The organism is Arthrobacter sp. Soil_C_60 (genome assembly GCF_057656375.1).
Genome location: NZ_JBDGKM010000004.1, coordinates 432,136 through 452,970, shown reverse-complemented (window position 1 = coordinate 452,970; position 20,835 = coordinate 432,136). Strand labels below are relative to the sequence as shown.

The window sequence follows — 20,835 nt, the reverse complement described above, 5'->3', positions numbered from 1 at the left end:
GGTTCAACCTGGGGACAGCGGTCCCAGCGCCAGTGCAGACTCGGCAAAATTGACTGTCGTTTTACCTGTATTCAATGCTATGCCATACCTGCAGGAACTCTTGGTCAGCTTGTCAATCCAGGATCTAGATCAAGCGCTCTACGAGGTAATCGCTGTTGATGACGGATCTACTGACTCCAGCGGGCTGGTCCTTGATGAACATGCTTCACAGCACCCCAACTTCCGCGTAATTCATCAGTCGAATAGCGGCTGGCCAGGGCAACCGCGAAACATGGGGATAGAGGCAAGCCATGCGCCGTACATATTCTTCTGCGATGCGGATGACGTTCTGGGTCCTGAATCACTTCGCCGGATGCTAGATTTCGCAGTTGCCCATGACGTTGATGTGCTCGTGCCGAAACTGATCGGACTCAACGGCAGAGGCGTCATGACCCAACTATTCTCAACCACTGAAGTCGACGTGGACCGAAGGAAGATACTGGCGTCGCTGTCACCGCAAAAATTGATCCGGCGGAGTCTCCTCGACGATCATGCTATTCGTTTTCGCGAGGACAAAGTCAGGTTGGAAGACGGCATGGTCATCGCGAAGTGCTATCTACTGGCAGACACGGTATCTGTAGTCAGCGATTATGATTTTTATTTTCTCCGCGCGCGGAACGATGGAATGAACATTAGTTCCCAACGCACCGATCCCGAGGGCTATACCCAATCCGTCGCCGACATCGCCAACATCATCCATGAGTGTGAGCCTTCTAAAGAGCGGGCCGACCGGATGGTGCTTGACCTTTTTCAGCGCAAGTGTCTGCGCATCTATGACCAGCAACGCTTCCGTTCACTGTCCAAGCGGCGGAAGAAACGATGGGTCAACGCTCATGCCGACTTCCTGGAGCGGTTCATCGCGCCTGAAGTTGAAGCAGAATTGTCGGCGGATCATCGAAACAAGTGCCGGCTCCTTCGCGAACGGGATGTCAATGGCCTTGAACTCGTCGTGACCGAGCCGGCGCTGTCTCCCAATGTGCAGGTGTATGCAGTCGAACTGAATCCGGACATGATAGAACTTGAACTGAGGTTCAGCTGCTCGACAAACTACGATCAGGCAGAATGCGTGGTACGGCGTCGAGGGGAAGCCACTGAGGTGCGGTTTCCACTGACGGCAGTAAAGTCCGGGCCAAACCACTTTAGGGTGCTCATCCGACCTGAAAACTTAACAGCATTGGGCAATACCGTGGTGGATGCATTCGTTCAAGTAGGGACCCGTGGGGTCTTGGGTCCTGAAAGGCGCTTGGCAGCGGGGGCAGGTCTTCAACTGCCCGTGCTGGCATTTGGCCTGAAAGCCTATGCCACTGGTGCCGGGAACTTCAGTCTCGACTTGGGTTACGCCCGCTAGAGAGTTCCCACCAGCGCCCGGCGGAGGACAGCTGCTGACGATCTGAATTGCGTGCCTTCGTAGAACCACATATAACCCTGCGAATCAAGGCCGAGCATATCTGCCTGCGCATCGGAATTGAAATCTCCGGGTCCGAGAATCTGGAGGAATATGTTCCAGCCCCCACTGCCGATTTTGCGTTCGATGCCTACAAACCCGTCTTCAGCTATCCGGCTTCCGGCTAAGAGCCACAGGGTACCGTCATGCTTGCGTGCGACGAGATCTGCCGCGCCATCCCCCGTGAAATCCTTGACAGCAGCAAGCTGATTGTACTTGTCCCAATCGGAAGCGATTCTTGTACGGGTCCCGTGGTGCCCATTCCCTGGAGCCCGATAGAGGTACGCAATCCCGTCCGGACGCACCGCAACCAGATCGTTGTGACCATCATTGTTGAGGTCTCCAGAGCCGAGTAGCTTCATGAACTGGTTCCAGCCGTTGGCGCCATTCATGTGCCACTTCCTGAATGCGCTTTGACCGGAAATGACTTTGCCTGATCCGGGATAGAGCCAAAGCGTATCGTCCTTGCGCTGGGCTAACAGGTCGGGGTTTCCATCACTGTCGTAGTCACCCACACCTATAATGTGGTTGAAATGTTGCCAGCCCGTGCCGATTTTAGTACGGCCGCCATAGCTGCCATTGCCGTTACCAGGCATGAACCACAGAGATCCGTCGGCCATCCTGCCGATAAGATCAGCCCTTTCATCACCGTTAAAGTCTCCGGGGGTGATGACCAGATTGTATTCGGACCAATCCTGGCTGCCCGTCTGCTGCCGGGGTCTGTAACCTTCTGGGTCAGCAAATTGTGTACCTGCATAGAAGCCGATCCGTTTGTCAGGATAAATCCCTATAAGGTCTTGTTTTTCGTCCCGGTTGTTATCCCATACACCAAGAATCTGTTGGAATGCCTGCCATCCGCTGGTCCCAATCTTTTGTTCGGAACTGAAAATAGCGTTGAGCGCCGGCGCACGGCCAGTGCCGCTTCTCATCCACAATGTACCGTCAGCTTTTCTGCCGATGATGTCTACTCTGCCGTCACCCGTGAAGTCTTGGGGAGCGACGAGTTGATCGTAGCCCTGCCAGCCGTCCGCAACCCGGATTCTTGAGGCGGTTTTGCCCGTACCGAGACCAGGATATAGATAGACGATCCCGTCGGGTCGTCTGGCTATCAGATCGCGGCGAGCGTCGCCATTGACATCTCCGACACCGATGACATCGCTGAACTGGTTCCAACCGTAGGATCCGACAAGGACCCGGGGCTCGAACGAGACTCCGCCTTTGCCTTTGTAGAACCACAGCGAGCCGTCGTTGTGGCGGGCCAAAAGATCAGGGCGCGAATCGCCGTCGTAATTTCCTACACCGATCAGCGCGTTGTAGATCTGCCAGCCGCCGCCAACGCGGGTCGGCGTGCCGTAGCCGCCGGCGCCGTTACCGGGGTAGTACCAAAGGGTGCCATCGGTACGCCGCGAGAGGAGATCGCTTCGCCCGTCCCCGTTTAAATCTCCTGGGGCTGCGCTGAGGACGGAAGTAGTCACCGTGTCACTGGCATTCTTTGCAAAGTTGCGCAGCTGAGTCATTGTGCCGTGCCAGACATTCGAGTCGCCGACGAACGGACCGCTTGAACTGTACTGCCAGATATCGAAGCCGGACCAGCCTGCGGGCAGCCGCGGTTCGGCCAGCGTGTACCCATCCAGGGGGTAATGGGCCACATGGAGCGGATGGTCCTTTAAAGCCGTGCTGCTGCCTGTGCAGTAGTCCCACCAGTCTGCCGTGGTGTAGATGGCGGGTAGCCGTCCGGTGCGGGCCTTGATCGTATTGGAGAAATCCTTGATCCAAGCGACCATCTCACTCGGGGACATATTGTAGCAGGTGTTGCCGAGCTCCGGGTAAGGGTTGTATTCGATGTCCAGCAGGGGCGGGAGCGTCTTGCCGTCGGCAGACCAGCCGCCGCCGTTGTTAACCATGTAGTCGGCCTGGGCCTTGCCTGACGAGACATTTGGGATCGCGAAGTGATACGAACCGCGGATCATGCCCACGTTGTAGGAACCGGTGTACTGTTCCTGCCACTCCGGATTCTGATAGGAAAGGGCCTCGGTGGTTTTGACGTAGGCGAACCGGGATCCGTAGTTCCATTCGGTGGTCCAGTTGACATCAGGCTGGTGACTGCTGACGTCAATGCCCTGGATCCCGTCCGGGCTCCACTTGTTGCGGTTGACCATGGGGACGGACAATGCTTGCACCGAGCTGGTCCGGTCGATCTCCAGGACGTCCAGCTGATCCTGGAGCTCTTCCTGCTCCTCCGGCTGCTTGAGCTCGGCCTCTCGTTGCTGCCGTTGTGCAAGTCCATGACCCATCTGGGCACCGTGGTCGCCCTGAAGCACTTCGAGCAGTTCCCTCAGCTGTTTCTGCGAGAGTTCTTCCACCGGAACTTCGATGTGGGCGTCGATTTCGGGAGTGCCAGTCGCTGTGGGCGCAGGCTGCGGATTCCGGGTGGATTCAAAAGACGGTAGCGGAGCTGGTTCTTCGCTGTCCTTGGGCTCATTAGTTGCCGGCGTTTCCGCCGGATTCGATCCTTCCGGCGCAGCAGCCGTCGGCGTGGGCTGGGGGACTTCCTGAGTTGCGGGCAAAGCCGTGGACGTACTCACGGGAGCAGTTGAATGGGTCTCAGTTGGTTCTTTTGTGATCACCGGCGGCGGCGGTGTTGCGTTAGCGCTGGCTGCTGGAGGGAGGATGAACCCCGAGACCGCAAGAGACAAGACGGTCAGGCCGACGATTCCGGTTCCCCATATCCGCATGAAGCTTGAAGGGGCTTGGAACTGTGGGCGAGGGCGCATAGGTTTACTCCGGTATTCCCCAAGCGACGGGGTATGGCTGCCCGGGAGGGCAACAGCTTTGGTCGTCGTCGGTTAAACGGTAACACTCTGTGAATATTGGGACCAGAGTTGATATTGGTGCTTTTGAGACTGCTCGGGAGGAGTAACAGGGGGAGAGGCAAAGAAATGGGCCTCCGCTCAATTGTGAACGGAGGCCCATTGGTGCGGAATTCTGGTTCATTCAGCTACGGCGCTACTAGCCCCAGAGCGGTCGGCAGCCACATACTCAGCTGAGGCACGAACACAACGACAAACAGTCCGATGATGAGCGAGATGAAGAACGGCACCAATCGCTGGATCACCGGTTCGATCCGCAGTCCCGCCACGCGGGCACCGACGAACAGGACGTTTCCAACCGGCGGCGTGATCGTTCCTACGCAGAGGTTGAAGACGATCATGGTTCCGAAGTGGACCGGGTGAATGCCGAATTCCATGACGATCGGCAGGAAGATCGGCGTGAAGATCAGGATTGCCGGGGTGGGGTCCATGAACGTTCCGACGATGAGCAGGATGATCATCATCAGGATCAGGATGATCGTCGGGTTTTCCGTCAGGCCAAGAATGCTGTCTGAGATCAGATCGGGGATCCGGGCGAAAGACATCAGCCAGGACATCGCGGTGGACACGCCAACCAACAGCATCACGATAGCGGTGGTCTTGGTGGCGTCCAGGAAAATTCCCGGAAGATCCTTGACCTTGATCGTCTTGTAAATGAAACCAAGTGCCAAGCAGTAGACGACGGCGATGGCCGCCGACTCTGTCGGTGTGAAGATTCCTGCGAGGATACCGCCGATCACGATGACGATCATCAACAACGACGGAACTGCTTTGAGCAGCGTCTGAATTGCCACGGCGAAGGAGACTTTTTCCGTCGACTTCAGCTCCGGACGTTTCCGCGCGTAGAAATAGACCACTGTCATGCAGGCAAGAGCCCACAAGATACCCGGGCCGTAGCCTGCGACGAACAGGGCGGCGATGGACGTGCTGCTGACCAGCGAGTAGACAATGAACGTGTTGCTGGGCGGAATGAGCATTCCGGACGGTGCAGAGGCAACGTTCACTGCGGCCGCGAAGCTGCGGTCATAGCCTTCCTTGGCCTGGCGAGGACCCATGACGGTTCCAACGGCAGCCGCTGCGGCGACTGCGGCCCCGCTGACCGATCCGAAAAGCGCATTGGCAACGATGTTCGTCTGTGCGAGCGATCCCGGTGCACGTCCTACGAGGACCTTGGCCGCGTCAATGAGGCGGGATGCGATGCCGCCATTGTTCATCAGTACGCCGGCCAAGATAAAGAACGGGATGGCCAGCAGGGTGAAGGAGTTGATCCCCGCGAACACTTGCTGCGAGGTCGTCAAGACTGCACGGTCAAAGCCGAGAACGGCGATGATCGCAGTTACGGTCGAGACGCCGATGGCAACGGCGATCGGCACGCTGAGAATGATAAGGACTGCAATCCCGATGAGAAGGATGAGCCCGGCGAGTAGTGCTGTTTCCACGGGCTCTCCTAGATAACGTCCGGATTGTCGTCTTCGGCGATGGCTTCCTCTTCGCCTCGCAGAACGGCAATCGTGTGGTAAATCGCATAGAAAATGATGATCACGCCGGTAATCGGCATCACCAGGTACAAGGGGCCCACGTTAACCGGCAGACCGGTAAGCGCCTGGCTCCAGGCCTGAACGGAGACGCGGTAGCCGCCCCAGATAAGGATCACCGAGGCAAAGACCATGATGACTACCTGGACAAAGACGGCTACCGCGCGCTCCGCGCGCTCGGGCAGCTTGCGCACCACGAAATCAACGGCGATATGGCCACGCTCGGCGAATACCAGTGCCGCGCCGAACAGGCCCAACCAGACGAACAGATACTGGGCCAGCTCCGAGGTCCATGCGCTGGGGTCTTGTATGACCTGACGCGTGAAGACCTGCCAGACGACCGTCACGACGAGAACCGCAAACAGCACCACGCAGGCGACTGCAAGCAGTTTGTCGAAGAATTTCTTTATGGCATGCATAGCTGTTTTTTCAATGACTCTCTGAGTAGGGGATTACTCTGCCGCGGCGCGGGTGGCTTCGTACAGGGCCTTGGCGGAGTCGGTGGTCACGTATTCGTCGATGAGCGGCTGCAGGGCCGTGCGGAAGGCTTCCGTATCGACGTCGTTGAACTTGGTTCCTGCGGCTTCAAGCTCCTTGATGGCCGCGTCGGTCTCGGAGAGCCAGAGTTCGGTGTGCTCGGTTACGGCTGCATCCCACTCGGCCTCGAAAGCAGCGCGGTCCTCTTCGGACATTTCAGCGAGCACATCGGTGTTGATGACCAGGTAGTCGAGGCCAACAAGGTGGTTTGTGTTCGAGAAGTACTCGGCAACCTCATTGTGCTTCTGCGTCAGGTAAGAGATTTCGTTGTTCTCCGCACCGTCAAGTACGCCGGACTGCAGTGCGGTGTAAACCTCGCCGAATGCCATCGGAGTTGCGGAGCCGCCCATGAGCTCGATCATCTTCATATGGACGTCGGACTCCTGGACACGGATCTTCATTCCCGCGAGGTCCTCGGGGGTGTTAATCGGCTTCTCGGTGTTGTAAACGCTGCGCGTTCCCTGGGTGAAACCGCCGAGGACAGTGATTTTTTGATCCTCGAGGGACGAGTAGAGCTCCCCGGTGATTTCCTCGTCGCCGACAACCTTCATCTGGTGCTCAACGTCGTCAAACACCTGAGGCAGGTTGAAGACCCGGAAGTCTTCATTGAGGTTTTCCAGCTGAGTGCCGGAGACGATGGCCATCTCCACGGTGCCGTCGCTGACCAACTGGATGGCTTCCTGCTGCGCGCCGAGGGTCTCGTTCGCGTAGACATCGATGTCCCAGCGGCCTTCGGTGGACTCCGACAGCCGTTCGCCGAAGCTGTCCAGGGCGATGTAAGAGGGGTGGGTTTCGGTCTGGTTGAGCGCCAGTCGCATGGTCTTGCCGTCCGCGCCGCCGTCGGCACTGCCGGAACCGCCACCACAGGCTGTCAGTGCCAACGCCATCGCTGCCACGGACCCCATCACTGCAAAAGCTTTGTTGCCCTTCATGGTTTACCTTTTCCTGCCCGATGAGCGGGCATTGTGTGCAGCCGCGGAGAATCCGCGGCTTTCCGTTTTCATTGCTGCCGGTTCCAGCTGCTGGCCGCAGTGGAATGGCCGCCTTCATGCATGCTGCGAATCCGCCCCAATCTGTGCACACGCCTCGTTGTGCGTGCACCGGAATGGCAGGTGGCGCCATGCATGCGTTCTAATGATTCAGCCAAAAATGGAGCGTGCGCGGCAAGCAGTTGCCATATATTGCCTTGGCCACCCCGTAAGATGTTCTGCAGGAGGACAAGTATGAGTGAAATTCAGGGGACGCCGACTATTTACGACGTCGCCCGGGTTGCCGGCGTGTCCTCATCCACGGTTTCGCGGGCCTTTGCCCGGCCCGGCCGGGTGAGCCATGAAACGGCGCAGAAGATTTTTGCGGCCGCGATCAAGCTCGGTTATCGGTCCAAGCCGATGAACGGAGCAGGGCAGCCTGGCGGAACGCGCACATCCATGATCGCGTTAGTCATCGCCGACATCCGGAACCCGGTGTATGCGGAGATGGTCCGCGGCGCTGAAGCTGCGGCAGCCGAAGCCGGCTACACTATGCTCCTTGCACACACCCAGGAATCTGACCGCCGCGAACGCCAGGCGTTGGAACGGGCCATGTCCACGGTTGACGGGATCGTGCTTTCCAGTTCCCGTATGTCGGATTCTGCCATCCGGATGATGGCCAAGCAGAAACCGACGATTGTCATGAACCGGGCAGTTGCCGATGTTGCCAGCGTGGTGACCGATAACGCCAGGGGGATCCGTCGCGCCGCCGAGCATCTGGGCGAACACGGACACGACACCATCACCTATCTGGCAGGTCCGGAAGCCTCCTGGGCAGACGGCATGCGTTGGCGGTCCCTGCGGGAAGCGGCCCTGGAGCTTGAACTGAATGTTCGGCGCACGGCGCCGGCTCAGCCCACGGTTCGCGGCGGGGAGGATGTGGCTGCCGAATGGCTTCAACATCGTACGTCGGCAGTTATTGCCTACAACGACCAGATGGCCATTGGATTCATCCGCGCGCTGCAGCAGCAGGGGTTTAGCGTGCCGGAAGATGTCAGTGTGGTGGGCTTCGACAACAGCTATGGCGCGGATCTGATAACGCCCGCGCTGACGACCGTTGCGGCACCCCTGTATGCCTTGGGCACTACGGCGGTGAATAATCTGCTCGCATTCGCCGCGGGGGCTAAGTCCCAATCGGGTCAGCCGGTAGTCCTGCCGACCCGATTGGTTGTGCGTAATTCAACGGCCAGGCGGGCCCAGCGTTAGCTAGTCTTTTCCAGCCATAGCTTGGCCGACTGTGCCAACTCGGCGGGCGAAGCGGCGATGTCAAGGACGACGCCAGGCTCCGTCACATCGAGCGGTTCCAGCGTTTCCAGCTGGGACTTGAGCAAGGCGGGCGGCATAAAATGTCCGCTGCGCGAAGTCATTCGGTCCTCGAGCAGTTCTTGGCTCCCTTGGAGATGGATGAATACTACTGAGGAATCAGCGGCCCGGATAAGGTCCCGGTAGGACTTTTTGAGGGCACTGCAGGCAATGACCAACGAGCCCGGAGCCTGTGCAAAAGTGGCACCGATCTTTTCGAGCCAAGGCTTGCGGTCGCCATCGTTGAGCGGGAGACCCGACTCCATCTTGTCCACATTGGCACGCGGATGCAGGGCGTCCCCGTCGGTGAACTCCGCGCCGATGTGCTCAGCCAGGAGTTCACCGACGGTGGACTTTCCGGATCCGGAAACGCCCATCAGCACCACATGATAGGGGCCCGAGGTTGTCACCAGTCGTGCACCGTCCCGTCGGCGAGACGGTTGTACGGTAGGTAGGCCTGTTGGTAAGGGAAGGAAGCTGCGGCTTCTTCGTTCAACTCAATGCCGAGTCCGGGCTTGTCGCCCGGGTGCAGATAACCGTCGGCAAAGACCATGGACTGCTCAAACACCGTATTGGTCTTCTCGCTGTGCTCCATGTATTCCTGGATACCGAAGTTATGGATAGCCAGTCCGACGTGGGTTTGCGCTGCAAGGCCGACCGGGGAGACATCCGTAGGGCCGTGGAAACCCGACTTGACCTGGTACTGGGCGGCGAAGTCCATGACCTTCTTCAGCGGAGAGATGCCGCCGAAGTGGGTCGAAGCCGCACGGACATAGTCGATCAGCTGTTCTTTGATCAGCGTCTGGAAATCGAAGACCGTGTTGAAGATTTCTCCGATCGCCAGCGGGGTGGTGGTGTGCTGGCGGACCAACCGGAGAGCTTCCTGGTTCTCAGCGGGCGTGCAGTCCTCGAGCCAGAACAAATCGTACGGCTCCAGTGACTTGCCCAGCTTGGCTGCCTGGATCGGTGTCATGCGGTGATGGCCGTCATGCAGGAGCGGCAGTTCCGGGCCGAACTCGTTACGGACCGCTTCGAAGACAGTAGGAAGGTGGCGCAGGTAGGCACGGGTGTCCCAGTCTTCCTCGGTCGGCTGTGCACCTCGGCCGGCGGGTTCGAAGTCATAGCGCTCACCCGTAGCCTGTGCCTGGGCAGCAACGCCGTAGAGTGCCTTGATCCCTGGCACGGACGTCTGCACACGGATGGACTTGTAGCCTTCTTCCAAATGCTGGCGGATGGAGTCGAATAACTCGGGAATGTCGCGGCCGGAAGCATGCCCGTATGTGCGCAGACCCGTCCTTGATGCGCCGCCCAGCAGCTGGTAGACCGGCAGCCCGGCAACCTTGCCCTTGATGTCCCACAAAGCCATGTCGACTGCGGCGATGGCGGCCATGGTGACAGGACCCCGGCGCCAATATGAGCTGCGGTAGAGGAACTGCCAAGTGTCTTCAATCCGGTGCGGATCCTTGCCGATCAGCAGCTGCGCAACGTGTTCCTTCAAATAAGTCGCCACGGCCAGCTCGCGGCCGTTCAGAGTGGCATCTCCTAGACCGGTAACACCGTCATCCGTGGTGATTTTCAGCGTCACAAAGTTCCGGCTGGGGCTGGTCACAATGACATCAGCAGCAATGATCTTCAAGATAGGCCTTTCAATGATTTCAAATCTTCACGTAACCGTAGCTAGGCCGGAAACCGGGTGGCAAGGAGTTGCCACAAGTTGCCGGGTTTCCGACCTAGCGCCCGTTGCCCTTACTGGTCTATGAACGTTCCGCGCAGGGCATGGACCATTTCAACGACGCCGTCTTCGGCGGCGAATTCCGAGTCCAGTAGTTTCACCAGCGCGGCAGTTCGTTCCCGCCCGTCCAATGCCAGCAGTGGCTTGATGCGTTCAGCCTCGGCATCGCGCACGTCCGCGCCGTCGTTACTGGCTTTTGTCAGGTAGTCGATCCATGCGGCAATCAGGCGGGCACCTGCCTGTCCAGGGCGTCCGGCCGCGCGTTCCGCCTGGATCACAGGGACAGCGCGCATGCGCAGTTTGCTGCTCCCGTCGATGGCGATCTGGGCCAGCATGTGGGCTATGCGCGAATTGCCAAACCTTGCCAGCAGGGCCGCCCGGTACTCGTCGACCTTGAGCTCCGGCTCAGTAAGGTGTTCCGCGGCTTCATCCCAGAATTCTTCGATCCAGGCAGCGCAAACGGGATCATGCAAGGCCTGCGCTACGGTGTGGCTGCCACGGAGTTGGCCAGCATAGGCCAACAGGGAGTGGGCTCCGTTAAGCAACCACAGCTTGCGCCGTTCAAAATGCTCAATCCTGTCGACGAACACTGCGCCGGCATCCTCCCAGGGAGGCCGGCCGGCAGGGAACTCGCCGCAGAGGACCCAGCTATGGAACGGTTCCGTTACTACCGGGGACCGGTCCGCAAAGCCGGTTGCAGCGGCTACGCCGGCTACATCCTCATCCGTAGTCCGCGGCGTGATCCGGTCAATGGAGGTATCCACGAAGGATACGTTTTCATCGATCCAGCCAGCCAGTTCCGGTGCTATCGCCGATGCGAGACCGTGTACGGCATTGCGCGCAGCCGTGCCGTTGGCGCTGAGGTTGTCGCAGGAAACCACGGCAATTGGCCCGGCTTCTGCCCGCCGACGTGCATCCAGGCCGGTGAGCAGCCGTGCAGCGGCGGTCGAGGGAACGCCGCGACGGCCGGAGCCGCTGGAACCAACGAGGGCTGCCGACGCTTTCCACCACTGGCCCAGCAAGGCAGCGTCGGCGGCTACCGGCTCGGCCGCTAGATCGAGCTGCCGGTCGGAACCGAGGTAGTACGCAGCTTCCGTCACCGTCAGCGTGACGATCGCCGTCGTCGGTTGCGACAGTAACTCGCCGAGCCGACCAATGTTGCCGCCGTCGTACGCCGCACTGATGCTTTCGATGACCTCGAAGCTGTCTGCGTCTTCGGCCCGCTCGACGAGGGTGTAAAGCCCGTCCTGGGCCTCAAGTGTTTCGGCAGCTTGCGGGCTGCGTCCGGTGAACGAAGCGATGCCCCATTCGTGGTTGGCGTCTACTTTATGCGTGTACCACGCTTGGTGGGCACGGTGGAAAGCGCCGAGCCCAATGTGGATAATCCGGATCGGCGCGGGGGTGCCTGCCCGGTAGGTCTGCCGGTTCAGTGGCTGGGCTGCGGTTTGTGCAGTCACAGTTTGAAAGCCCTTCGCGGTGCGGCATCGACAATATCCACGATCAGCTCGGCGGCACGGGACTCGGAAACGCGGTGTTCGGCAACAAGCCGTGCCAGGAACGAAGCTTCAACCCGGCGGGACGCATCGTGGCGGGCCGGGATGGAGCAGAAGGCGCGGGTATCGTCGATGAAGCCGGAGGAGCGGTAGAACCCGGCGGTCTCCGTGATGGCCGAGCGGAAGCGCAACATTGCATCCGGTGCATCGAGGAACCACCACGGGGCACCGACGTAGACGGCGGGGTAGAAGCCGGCCAAGGGGGCCAGTTCCCGTGAAAACACCGTTTCATCCAGGGTGAAGAGGATCAAGTTGAAGTTCTCTGCTGTCCCGAAGTCCTGGAGGACCGGGCGGATGGCTTCGGTGTAGTTGACGGCGAAGGGGATGTCGTGGCCGGTGTCAGCGCCGTATCTTTCGAAGGTCGGTAGATGGTGGTTGCGGAATGAGCCGGGGTGGACCGTCATGACCAGACCGTCCTGGACTGACATGCGCGCCATCTCGTACATCATGTGGGCTTCGAAAGCGTCACGGTCGGCATCGGTGGCTTCCCCACGGCGGGCCTTGTTGAAGAGGCTTTCCGCCTCCGCACGGTCCAGCTTGAGCGTCTGCGGAGTGCGGACTCCATGATCCGCGGAGACGGCGCCATGGTCGACGAAGTGCTGCCGGCGGTTTTCCAATGCACGGATGTAGCCCGCGTATCCGGTGGTGCCGTCGCTGGCGGTGGTAATCAACCGGTCGACGTTTTCGATCCAAGTCGGATGGCTGATGTTCAAGTACGCGTCCGGACGGAACGTAGGCAGAACCCGACCTTGGAACGTGGCATCAGCAGCCAGCGCCGCATGGGACTCCAAGCTGTCCAGCGGATCGTCAGTCGTGGCAAGGACCTCAATGTTAAAGTCCTTGAAAAGCTGGCGCGGGCGGAAACCGGGTTCACTGAGCCTGTTCTGGATGGCATCGAACGTGGCGTCGGCGGTCGCTTCGGAGATTTCCTGTTCGAGCTTAAACACGTGTTCGAATTCGGACCGCAGCCAGTATCCGGACGCGGTGCCGTCAAACAACGGCCAGGCCTTTGCGAACTCCCGCCATACATCGCGGGGCGAGGCCGTGGTGGATCCTCCCACGCGCAGCCGATCGAGCGGGACACCACTGGCATGAATGAGCCGGGTGACGTAGTGGTCAGGGCTGATCAGCAGCGTTGCAGGATCAGGGAAGGGAGAATTTTTGTCCAGGACGGTGGCGTCCACATGACCGTGGGGAGAAATAATAGGCAGGTCTTGGACAAGTTCCAGGAGCCCGCGCGCGATCTTTCGGACGCCGGGTTCAGCAGGTAGAAGCCGATCAGGTTCGGCGGCTAGAGAGATTGACATTGCACTATCGTTGCCAAGCACGTGAAGTGTGGTCAACGAGTTGCCATTTGTTGGCAGCGCCTACTGCGCTTGAGCCCGGATTCTCCGCTTTAGCCAGCGACGTCCCTTTGCGACCACACTGTTGTTGACGTGGCGCACGGAGAATGACCCGTGGGCCGTTGCATAGATTTGCATAGGCGGTCTTTGGACGACATCGACGATATCGAAAGCCAGACGCTTTCCGCTTTGATCGCCGAGCAGATGAAAGCGTCGAAGATATCGCCCGGCTCGCTCTCAGGCAACTCCACAATCCATTTTCCGCTGGAGGCCGGCACCATCGTGACATCGTCTGTGTGCCTGCGGCGGAACATGAGTTCGGTGCCTGGTGCTGTTCCGTGCGGGGCCCGCACGAGCAGAGTTTCCCCGCTCCATCCAACGTGCTCTATCGCTGCGCGGGCAGACGCCCGAGTAACGCGGTCTGGCCTGGCCGTGGGAGAGCCAGGACGTTGTGTCCGCGCGTCCTGTCAGGGCGATTCTGCCTAAATTACTGTACGAGGTGCCCCCGGCGCGACTCGAACGCGCAACCTACGGATTAGAAGGCCGTTGCTCTATCCATTGAGCTACGGAGGCTAGCGATTAACGAGCATAGCTTAAATACGGGCATGGCCCTGCCACCGGTGAGGACGGGATCTATATCTAGGTATGTGCCGGTATACAAAAAGTCTTATATTTCCGGCATTGTGCCAGCTTTACGCTGGCCGTACTGCGAGTTGATCCATTGTCCACATCTAGGTGCTGACTCGCAGGAACTGTATCCCATCAAGAATAAAACGGTCGGAAGGGTCAGGCTTTTAGCTGTGCTAGTCACTCCGGTAAGAACACTGTACTTACCACGCCACGATACACCAGGAGTGAGGTCGGGGACTGGCGGCCGAGTCGAACTGGAACGTTTTGATAGCGGAGGTTGCTGGCAGGGCGAGGATTTGGATGCAGAGCGGCCAGAGGACCGAGCCTGGGTACTGAAGCAGCACTTCCATTTACTTCGCCTCGACTTCCTCCTCAAAGACGCCTCCCTTGTCGTTGCCAGTAAAGGTGGCCCCGACGTCGGGGCGAACGGTGTCGAGGGATTCGTCGAAGTTGTTACAACGCGGGCTACGGCGCTGTCGATGGCCACGATAAAGGGTTCTGTTGTCGGCGTGGATAAAGGTTGTACCTCCCCGTGGAGTTTGCCGTCGTTGCCGAGCATTTTGCTGTTGAGGATGGACCGGCCAAGTTCTTGATGTGATGCTCGATCCGGTAGTTTCTCCGGTGCCAGCGGCTTTGGCATATTCGGCCTGAAACAGGTCGCACTTGAAATAAGGGCCGGAGTCATAGCAGGTGCTTGCGTTGTTTTTGTAAAATGGCAGGGCGTAAAGGGTCGGGGTAGGCGGTGACCTCCATATCGGGAGGTATTCATTCCTTCTGTATAACTACCGCGGGCTGCGAGGGCGGTTTGTGATCGTGCAGGAAACGTGAGGTCGCCTAGTGAGAGTAAGTGGAATTGCGCGTAAAGTAGTTTGCTTGTCAACTGCTATGCCACAGTCTCTCTACCGGGGGTAAAGAAATGCTCAAACGCCGTATTCGGAAAGTTCTCCGCAATCTTGAAAGTGTTGCTGATGGGGTGCAGAACCTGGTTGCCGGGCATAGTGAGGAAGCGAGGCTATTGCAACGCCAAAATGAGTTACTCTTGCGCCAAAACGAGCTGATCATTAAAGAGCTCCAGGAATCGCGCCGGCACGGGAAGACGTTGGACCGGCTCGTTTCCGAGTCGTACCAGTCGCGGCGCGTTCAGGACAGCATACGTGTGACGTTAGCCGCCCCGGTTCTTGACCACATGCAAGCGTTCCTCGCCGAGCGGCAGCTTGGGATGATCGAGACGCTGCGGTTGGTGCGTAGTGAGCGGTTGAGTTTTGCCCGCTTCGGAGATGGCGAGTTCAAGCTGATGACCCGGTTGGCGTACAACTCAAAGTTCCAGCGGAACTCGAAACAGTTGATGGACGCACTGCGCGGCACGTTGGACTACGGCGTCGAGAACCTTGACACGTTGCTGATTGGTCTACCATTCGGCTATCGGGACGTGTTCTGGGGCGGATTTTATGGTGAGACGTGGCGACAAATCCACCCGATCCTCGAACGCATCGAGCGATTTGGGAACAGTCATGTCTCACGTCCGATCTGCTTCCAGGTACACGGTACTGAAGCTGTTGAGGCGTGGCGTTCCGTGTGGGACGGCCTCACTGTCACAGTCGTGACAGGGGAGGGCTCACGTTTCGGGCTTGTCCCGGGACTGTTCAACTCCGCTGCTTCTATCGGGTTTGAGTACACGGCGCCGCGGGACGCCTTCACCGAGCTGCCCCAAATCCTTGACCGCCTCGAATCGGACGCCTCGGATCTGATCTTGATCAGCCTTGGGGCAGCCGGCACGATCCTTGCAAAAGACCTGGCTGCGGCTGGCCGCTGGGCATTGGATATCGGTCACTTGAGCAGCAGTTATGAGTACGGTATCAACGGCGGAGACTTCCCCGAACATTCACCCATGATCCGGGAAACTACTTAATCCACGTAAAAAGGTGGAGCTGTATAGGGTCTCGATACCCGGACGAACGATGCCATGGACTACTTGATTCGAAATCTCACAGGGGCGTCGAAGCGGTGTAGTTCGATTCAAGCTCGACTTCAGAGGGTGCTGAGCAGTTACTTCCAACCCCCATGAATTTCGTAGACGCAATTCCACGTCTTTTTTCTCCCCGTCCTCAAGCACTCTCCTCGTGAATTTTACTATTGACCCCGCCATCCCTGAACGCGGGGCGGATTCTCACTTCACCCCCTTTAGAAGCCCTTGCACCACATACAGAGCAACTCCATGGCCGAACGTAAAAGAGCGTTATCGTCGTTCGGCCCGGCACTGACGGCTACCCATTAAGTACCGAGCGGCAAATCCTCGACAAACGTTCTCAACGTCGAAGCCGCCGTAAATATCAATCCGGGTCTCTACTCGCTAGAGTCTGAGCGCGAGGTGAATCGCGCCAAGAAGCACATCGAGAAGAAGATGAACGTTTCATAAGAGGCAAGCTGCTCGTCAATCAAGAAGACAATCCGCCAAGTTGAGCGCAAGCTTCACAGGCTCAATCTGTCGCCCTCGACGTAGACCGGCCGCGACTTTGCCACTGGCAAGATCAAACCCAACGGCATCATGTCTGAGAAGCAGGTTGTCGGTGTCGAAAAGTAAACTCTCGCGCGATCGCATAATCCACGTTGGGAGAGCAGCGGTGTACTGGCCAAAGTCAGATTATGAGGCACCTGCTCTATCCACTGAGCTACCGAGGCTGGCGGCGGATCGCTCCGCCAGTCAGCAAGTTTATCCTCTTGCCTGCGATTCTTCGAAGTCACTTCTCGTCCTGCACAGCGACGCGTGATGTCCGGCACTCCACAAACGTGCTCCTATGGCTACTTTTGGGCAGAAGGGATTTGCAGACTGGGGATGTCGGTAACTCCGCCGGCATCGTGAGGAGGAGCAGGATCATGACAGACATCATTACTGTCCGGGGAATTATAGGAACCGATATCAAGGCTGGAACGACCAGGGGCGGGACTGCTTGTGCTGACTTCCGGCTGGCTTCCCGAGAGCGGCGATTCGACCGTGAAACCCAGGAATGGGTGGACGGTCAGACCAACTGGTACACGGTGCAGTGCTATCGGAAGTTGGCCGAGAATATCGGATCAAGCCTGAGGAAAGGCCAACCCGTCATCGTTACTGGCAAGCTCCGGCTTCGCCAATGGACCAGCGATGACGGGCGGCAGGGGACGGCCTGTGAGATCGACGCTGAATCGCTGGGTCATGACTTGTTCTGGGGAACGAGCAATTTCGTTCGCAGTATTTCGTCGAGGCAGGAGCCGCAAACCCAGCAGCTCTCAGCGAGCCCCCTCCCCGGTGCGGAACAACGGTCCCCCGACGGCGTCAACGCTGGCACAGGAGAGGTATACGACTGGGGAACGGACGCTTCAACGGAGGCAGTTCCTGACTTCAACGATGACAACTCAATTTCGATTGGTGAGCGCGATGGGAACGGACTGCGGATGGCGGGATAGGAGAGACGGAGCCGGGGCGTGACAGAATGACAGCGTGAAAAATCTGCACCGACAGGAACGTTCAGTTCAAGTACGCTTTGCTGGCGCCGCGTGGTTATTTGCGGCCGGCTTCGCGCTGGCAGGATGCTCGGCTGTCGGATCGGGAGCTGCCGATTCAGCGAAAAGCAGCGATGCGCCTGCCGCCGCAACAGTGCCTGCAACAACTGAAACTGCTGAACCTGCCGTTGAGACGGAGCAAGCGTCGGCCGTGGAAGTAGCCGAAAGGCAGGTACGGGGGCAGCTTGAGAAACTCGCAGCTTCGTCGCCCCGGCCGAATGAGTCGCAGATGATCAAGGCGATGACCGACGCCGGATTCGGTGAAGACGAAATTGAAGTCTCGGCCGATATCACTCCCACAGGCCTGGCCGTCGACGCGATCGAGGCTGCAGCACCGGTAGATGAGCAATGCATTATCGGGCAGGTACGTGAAGGCGAGGTTGCGATGTCAGTGCTGCCGGTTCTGCCGGCCGGAAACTGCTTTGTCGGCCATGGCTCCTGACCGCAACGGCTGCAGCGTCTAACTGCACGCGAATGGCGGCTTGAACCATGGCAGACGCCGGCCCTCAAATGTGAGTTCTGCCCCGCCACCCACTAGCCTTATGGGCATGGCGGAATTTATTTACACAATGACCAAGGCCCGCAAAGCCGTTGGCGACAAGGTCATCCTCGATGACGTGAGCATGTCCTTCTATCCCGGAGCCAAAATCGGCGTTGTCGGTCCGAATGGCGCCGGTAAGTCCACCATCCTGAAAATCATGGCTGGTCTGGACACTCCGTCCAATGGCGAGGCCCGGCTCAGCCCCGGATATTCGGTGGGAATCCTGCTGCAGGAGCCGCCGTTGAACGAAGAAAAGACCGTCCTGGGCAACGTCCAGGAGGGCGTCGGCGAAATTTACGGCAAGATCCAGCGCTTCAACGAGATCTCCGAAGAGATGGCCAGCCCCGATGCGGACTACGACAAGCTGCTCGACGAGATGGGCAAGCTGCAGGAGGCTATCGACGCCGCCGATGCATGGGACATCGATTCCCAGCTCGAACAGGCCATGGACGCGCTACGTTGCCCGCCCGGCGACTCCGACGTAACCGTACTCTCCGGAGGTGAGCGCCGCCGCGTTGCACTGTGCAAGCTGCTCCTCCAGAAGCCTGATTTGCTGCTCCTTGATGAGCCCACTAACCACCTCGACGCCGAGAGCGTGCTCTGGCTCGAGCAGCACCTGAAGTCCTATGCCGGGGCAGTGCTGGCCGTGACTCACGACCGGTACTTCCTTGACCATGTGGCCGAGTGGATCGCCGAAGTTGACCGCGGGCACCTCTACCCGTACGAAGGTAACTACTCCACATACCTGGAGAAGAAGCGTGCCCGCCTCGAAGTCCAGGGCAAGAAGGACGCCAAACTGGCGAAGCGGCTGTCGGAGGAGCTGGACTGGGTCCGCTCCAACGCCAAGGGCCGTCAGACCAAGTCCAAGGCACGTCTGGCCCGCTATGAGGAAATGGCGGCCGAGGCGGACCGCGCCCGGAAGCTTGACTTCGAAGAGATCCAGATCCCGCCGGGTCCGCGCCTCGGCCAGCTTGTCGTCGAAGGCAAGAACCTGCAGAAGGGCTTCGACGACCGCCCGCTGATCGACGGGCTGTCTTTCTCCCTGCCGCGCAACGGCATCGTTGGCGTCATCGGCCCCAACGGCGTCGGCAAGACCACGCTGTTCAAGACGATCGTTGGCCTCGAGGAACTCGACGGCGGCGATCTGAAGATCGGCGACTCCGTCAGGATTTCCTACGTGGACCAGAGCCGTGGGGGAATCGACCCGAACAAGTCGCTGTGGGAAGTCGTATCCGACGGACTGGACTTCATCCAGGTCGGCCAGGTGGAGATGCCGTCCCGCGCCTACGTATCCGCCTTCGGATTCAAGGGCCCGGACCAGCAGAAGAAGGCCGGGGTGCTTTCCGGCGGCGAGCGTAACCGGCTGAATCTGGCGCTGACCCTCAAGCAGGGCGGCAACCTGCTGCTCCTCGACGAGCCGACCAACGACCTCGACGTGGAGACGCTGTCCAGCCTGGAGAACGCGTTGCTCGAATTCGCCGGCTGTGCCGTGGTCATTTCCCACGACCGTTGGTTCCTGGACCGGGTGGCCACCCACATCCTGTCCTATGAAGGCACCGAGGAGGACCCGGCGAACTGGTACTGGTTTGAAGGTAACTTCGAGGCCTACGAGCAGAACAAGATCGAGCGACTCGGCCCGGATGCTGCCAAGCCGCATCGCGTTACGCACCGTCGGCTTACCCGCGACTAGATCGCGGCTCCCTCAACTGCATAGGCGGCACACTGGCAGATGGTGCAACTGAAGATGTCGCACAACTAAAGAAAATGGTCCGTCCGGCTGCTGACAGCCGGACGGACCATTTTGATTCGGTCGCAGCGTCGCTATGCGTCCACGGCCTCGACGGGAATACGCATCATGCCTTCCTGCGCCACTGTGGCCACGAGCTCACCGGAGCGGGTAAAGACCCGGCCGACACCCAATCCGCGTGCACCGGAAGCGCTTGGCGAATTCTGGACATAGAGCAACCACTCATCCGCCCGGAACGGCCGGTGCCACCACATGGCGTGATCCAGACTCGCGAACTTGATGCCGGGGCTGATCCACGCTATTCCATGGCGCCGCAGGATCGGTTCAAGCAGCGTGTAATCGCTGGCATAAGCTAGCGCCGCCCGATGCAGGTTCAGATCGTCTGGCAGCGGGCCTTTGGATTTCATCCAGACAGCGTTGGTCGGCTCACGTTCTCCTTCGGCCCGGAGGTACAAGGGGCTCTGCACGTGCCGGATATCGAAGGGCCGTTCGTGCGCCCATTGCTGCGCGATCGGATGCTCGAATTCGCTCAGGAGATCGGCCGTACTCGGCAGCGACTCCGGGTCGGGAATGCCCTCCGGAAAGGGCTCGTGATGGTCCACCCCGTCGGCCGGTACCTGGAAAGAAGCGATCATGGAGAGGATGGGCACGCCGCTCTGATAGGCATGGGTCCGCCTGGCTGAAAAGGACCGCCCGTCGCGCAGCTTCTGCACGCCAAAGGTGATGGGCGCATTGGCGTCCCCCGGGCGGAGGAAATAGCCGTGCATGGAATGGATCTGCCGGGCCTCATCCACCGTGCGGACAGCGGCCAGGATCGATTGCGCGAGAACCTGCCCGCCGAAGACCCGTCCGTGAGGCTGCGGCTCCGAAATTCCAACGAAAATCTCCTCATCGGTATTGGCGCCGTCCGCGTCCGAGAGGTCCAGCAGTTGCAGCAGGGCCGTGGTGGGCTCAATGCGCTCGTCAGAGGCTGTCATGGAATCTCCTTGCCGGCGTT

General features: G+C 59.3%; 15 protein-coding genes and 1 tRNA gene. 6 read left to right on the top strand and 10 right to left on the bottom strand.

Annotated elements, in window-relative coordinates; translation table 11 throughout:
• Positions 1-49: 49 nt before the first annotated feature.
• Complete coding sequence (locus AC3A4M_RS11810) at positions 50-1,387, top strand: glycosyltransferase family 2 protein (protein ID WP_498735910.1); 1,338 nt, start codon at positions 50-52, stop codon at positions 1,385-1,387.
• Here the strand turns inward: AC3A4M_RS11810 and AC3A4M_RS11805 are convergent.
• The 4 genes from AC3A4M_RS11805 to AC3A4M_RS11790 form a co-directional block, all read right to left on the bottom strand.
• Complete coding sequence (locus AC3A4M_RS11805) at positions 1,384-4,068, bottom strand: GH25 family lysozyme (RefSeq protein ID WP_498735909.1); 2,685 nt, start codon at positions 4,066-4,068, stop codon at positions 1,384-1,386. The two genes, AC3A4M_RS11810 and AC3A4M_RS11805, sit on opposite strands and share 4 nt — an antisense overlap.
• A 413-nt stretch (positions 4,069-4,481) precedes the next feature.
• Complete coding sequence (locus AC3A4M_RS11800; RefSeq protein WP_498735908.1) at positions 4,482-5,792, bottom strand: TRAP transporter large permease; 1,311 nt, start codon at positions 5,790-5,792, stop codon at positions 4,482-4,484.
• An 8-nt stretch (positions 5,793-5,800) separates the two neighbouring features.
• Positions 5,801-6,307, bottom strand: a complete 507-nt coding sequence (locus AC3A4M_RS11795; RefSeq protein ID WP_498735907.1) for a TRAP transporter small permease — start codon at positions 6,305-6,307, stop codon at positions 5,801-5,803.
• 33 nt (positions 6,308-6,340) lie between these two features.
• The gene (locus tag AC3A4M_RS11790; protein WP_498735906.1) at positions 6,341-7,357 is read right to left on the bottom strand and encodes a TRAP transporter substrate-binding protein; all 1,017 of its coding nucleotides are present in this window, start codon (positions 7,355-7,357) and stop codon (positions 6,341-6,343) included.
• 291 nt (positions 7,358-7,648) lie between these two features.
• Here AC3A4M_RS11790 and AC3A4M_RS11785 point away from each other — a divergent pair, with 291 nt between their 5' ends.
• On the top strand, positions 7,649-8,659 hold the full coding sequence (locus AC3A4M_RS11785) for a LacI family DNA-binding transcriptional regulator (RefSeq protein ID WP_498735905.1): 1,011 nt from the start codon (positions 7,649-7,651) through the stop codon (positions 8,657-8,659).
• Here the strand turns inward: AC3A4M_RS11785 and AC3A4M_RS11780 are convergent.
• The 5 genes from AC3A4M_RS11780 to AC3A4M_RS11760 all read right to left on the bottom strand — a co-directional run bounded on the left by AC3A4M_RS11780 (position 8,656) and on the right by AC3A4M_RS11760 (position 13,956).
• Positions 8,656-9,165 (bottom strand): gluconokinase, encoded by a 510-nt coding sequence (locus AC3A4M_RS11780; protein WP_498735904.1) that lies wholly within the window; start codon positions 9,163-9,165, stop codon positions 8,656-8,658. The genes AC3A4M_RS11785 and AC3A4M_RS11780 overlap by 4 nt on opposite strands.
• The gene (gene manD / locus AC3A4M_RS11775; RefSeq protein ID WP_074702126.1) at positions 9,162-10,391 is read right to left on the bottom strand and encodes a D-mannonate dehydratase ManD; all 1,230 of its coding nucleotides are present in this window, start codon (positions 10,389-10,391) and stop codon (positions 9,162-9,164) included. Before manD ends, AC3A4M_RS11780 begins: the two co-directional genes overlap by 4 nt.
• A 110-nt stretch (positions 10,392-10,501) precedes the next feature.
• Positions 10,502-11,944: a mannitol dehydrogenase family protein gene (locus AC3A4M_RS11770; RefSeq protein ID WP_498735903.1), complete on the bottom strand. Its 1,443-nt coding sequence runs from the start codon at positions 11,942-11,944 to the stop codon at positions 10,502-10,504.
• Entirely contained in the window at positions 11,941-13,347 is a 1,407-nt protein-coding gene (uxaC, locus tag AC3A4M_RS11765; RefSeq protein ID WP_498735902.1) for a glucuronate isomerase, read from the bottom strand. The genes AC3A4M_RS11770 and uxaC overlap by 4 nt, the downstream gene beginning before the upstream one ends.
• Positions 13,348-13,883: 536 nt before the next feature.
• Positions 13,884-13,956: transfer RNA gene (locus AC3A4M_RS11760), tRNA-Arg, on the bottom strand.
• A 973-nt stretch (positions 13,957-14,929) separates the two neighbouring features.
• Here AC3A4M_RS11760 and AC3A4M_RS11755 point away from each other — a divergent pair.
• The 4 genes from AC3A4M_RS11755 (at position 14,930) to ettA (ending at position 19,781) form a co-directional block, all read left to right on the top strand.
• Complete coding sequence (locus AC3A4M_RS11755; RefSeq protein WP_498735901.1) at positions 14,930-15,922, top strand: GT-D fold domain-containing glycosyltransferase; 993 nt, start codon at positions 14,930-14,932, stop codon at positions 15,920-15,922.
• Positions 15,923-16,887: 965 nt separating this feature from the next.
• On the top strand, positions 16,888-17,454 hold the full coding sequence (locus tag AC3A4M_RS11750) for a single-stranded DNA-binding protein (protein WP_498735900.1): 567 nt from the start codon (positions 16,888-16,890) through the stop codon (positions 17,452-17,454).
• A 34-nt stretch (positions 17,455-17,488) separates the two neighbouring features.
• A complete protein-coding gene (locus AC3A4M_RS11745) occupies positions 17,489-17,992 on the top strand; it encodes a DUF6993 domain-containing protein (protein ID WP_498735899.1) in 504 nt (167 codons plus the stop codon).
• Between the two features lie 106 nt (positions 17,993-18,098).
• Entirely contained in the window at positions 18,099-19,781 is a 1,683-nt protein-coding gene (ettA, locus tag AC3A4M_RS11740) for an energy-dependent translational throttle protein EttA (RefSeq protein WP_074703383.1), read from the top strand.
• Positions 19,782-19,912: 131 nt separating this feature from the next.
• Here ettA and AC3A4M_RS11735 read toward each other — a convergent pair whose 3' ends face one another.
• Positions 19,913-20,815: an acyl-CoA thioesterase gene (locus AC3A4M_RS11735; RefSeq protein ID WP_498735898.1), complete on the bottom strand. Its 903-nt coding sequence runs from the start codon at positions 20,813-20,815 to the stop codon at positions 19,913-19,915.
• Between the last annotated feature and the right edge of the window lie 20 nt (positions 20,816-20,835).

What these genes read in the sequence shown, in the direction of transcription:
- AC3A4M_RS11795 (WP_498735907.1), bottom strand. Translation starts at nt 6,307, where the DNA reads ATGCATGCCATAAAGAAATTCTTCGACAAACTGCTTGCAGTCGCCTGC.
- AC3A4M_RS11790 (WP_498735906.1), bottom strand. Translation starts at nt 7,357, where the DNA reads ATGAAGGGCAACAAAGCTTTTGCAGTGATGGGGTCCGTGGCAGCGATG.
- AC3A4M_RS11785 (WP_498735905.1), top strand. Translation starts at nt 7,649, where the DNA reads ATGAGTGAAATTCAGGGGACGCCGACTATTTACGACGTCGCCCGGGTT.
- uxaC (WP_498735902.1), bottom strand. Translation starts at nt 13,347, where the DNA reads ATGTCAATCTCTCTAGCCGCCGAACCTGATCGGCTTCTACCTGCTGAA.
- AC3A4M_RS11755 (WP_498735901.1), top strand. Translation starts at nt 14,930, where the DNA reads ATGCTCAAACGCCGTATTCGGAAAGTTCTCCGCAATCTTGAAAGTGTT.
- AC3A4M_RS11750 (WP_498735900.1), top strand. Translation starts at nt 16,888, where the DNA reads ATGACAGACATCATTACTGTCCGGGGAATTATAGGAACCGATATCAAG.
- ettA (WP_074703383.1), top strand. Translation starts at nt 18,099, where the DNA reads ATGGCGGAATTTATTTACACAATGACCAAGGCCCGCAAAGCCGTTGGC.
- AC3A4M_RS11735 (WP_498735898.1), bottom strand. Translation starts at nt 20,815, where the DNA reads ATGACAGCCTCTGACGAGCGCATTGAGCCCACCACGGCCCTGCTGCAA.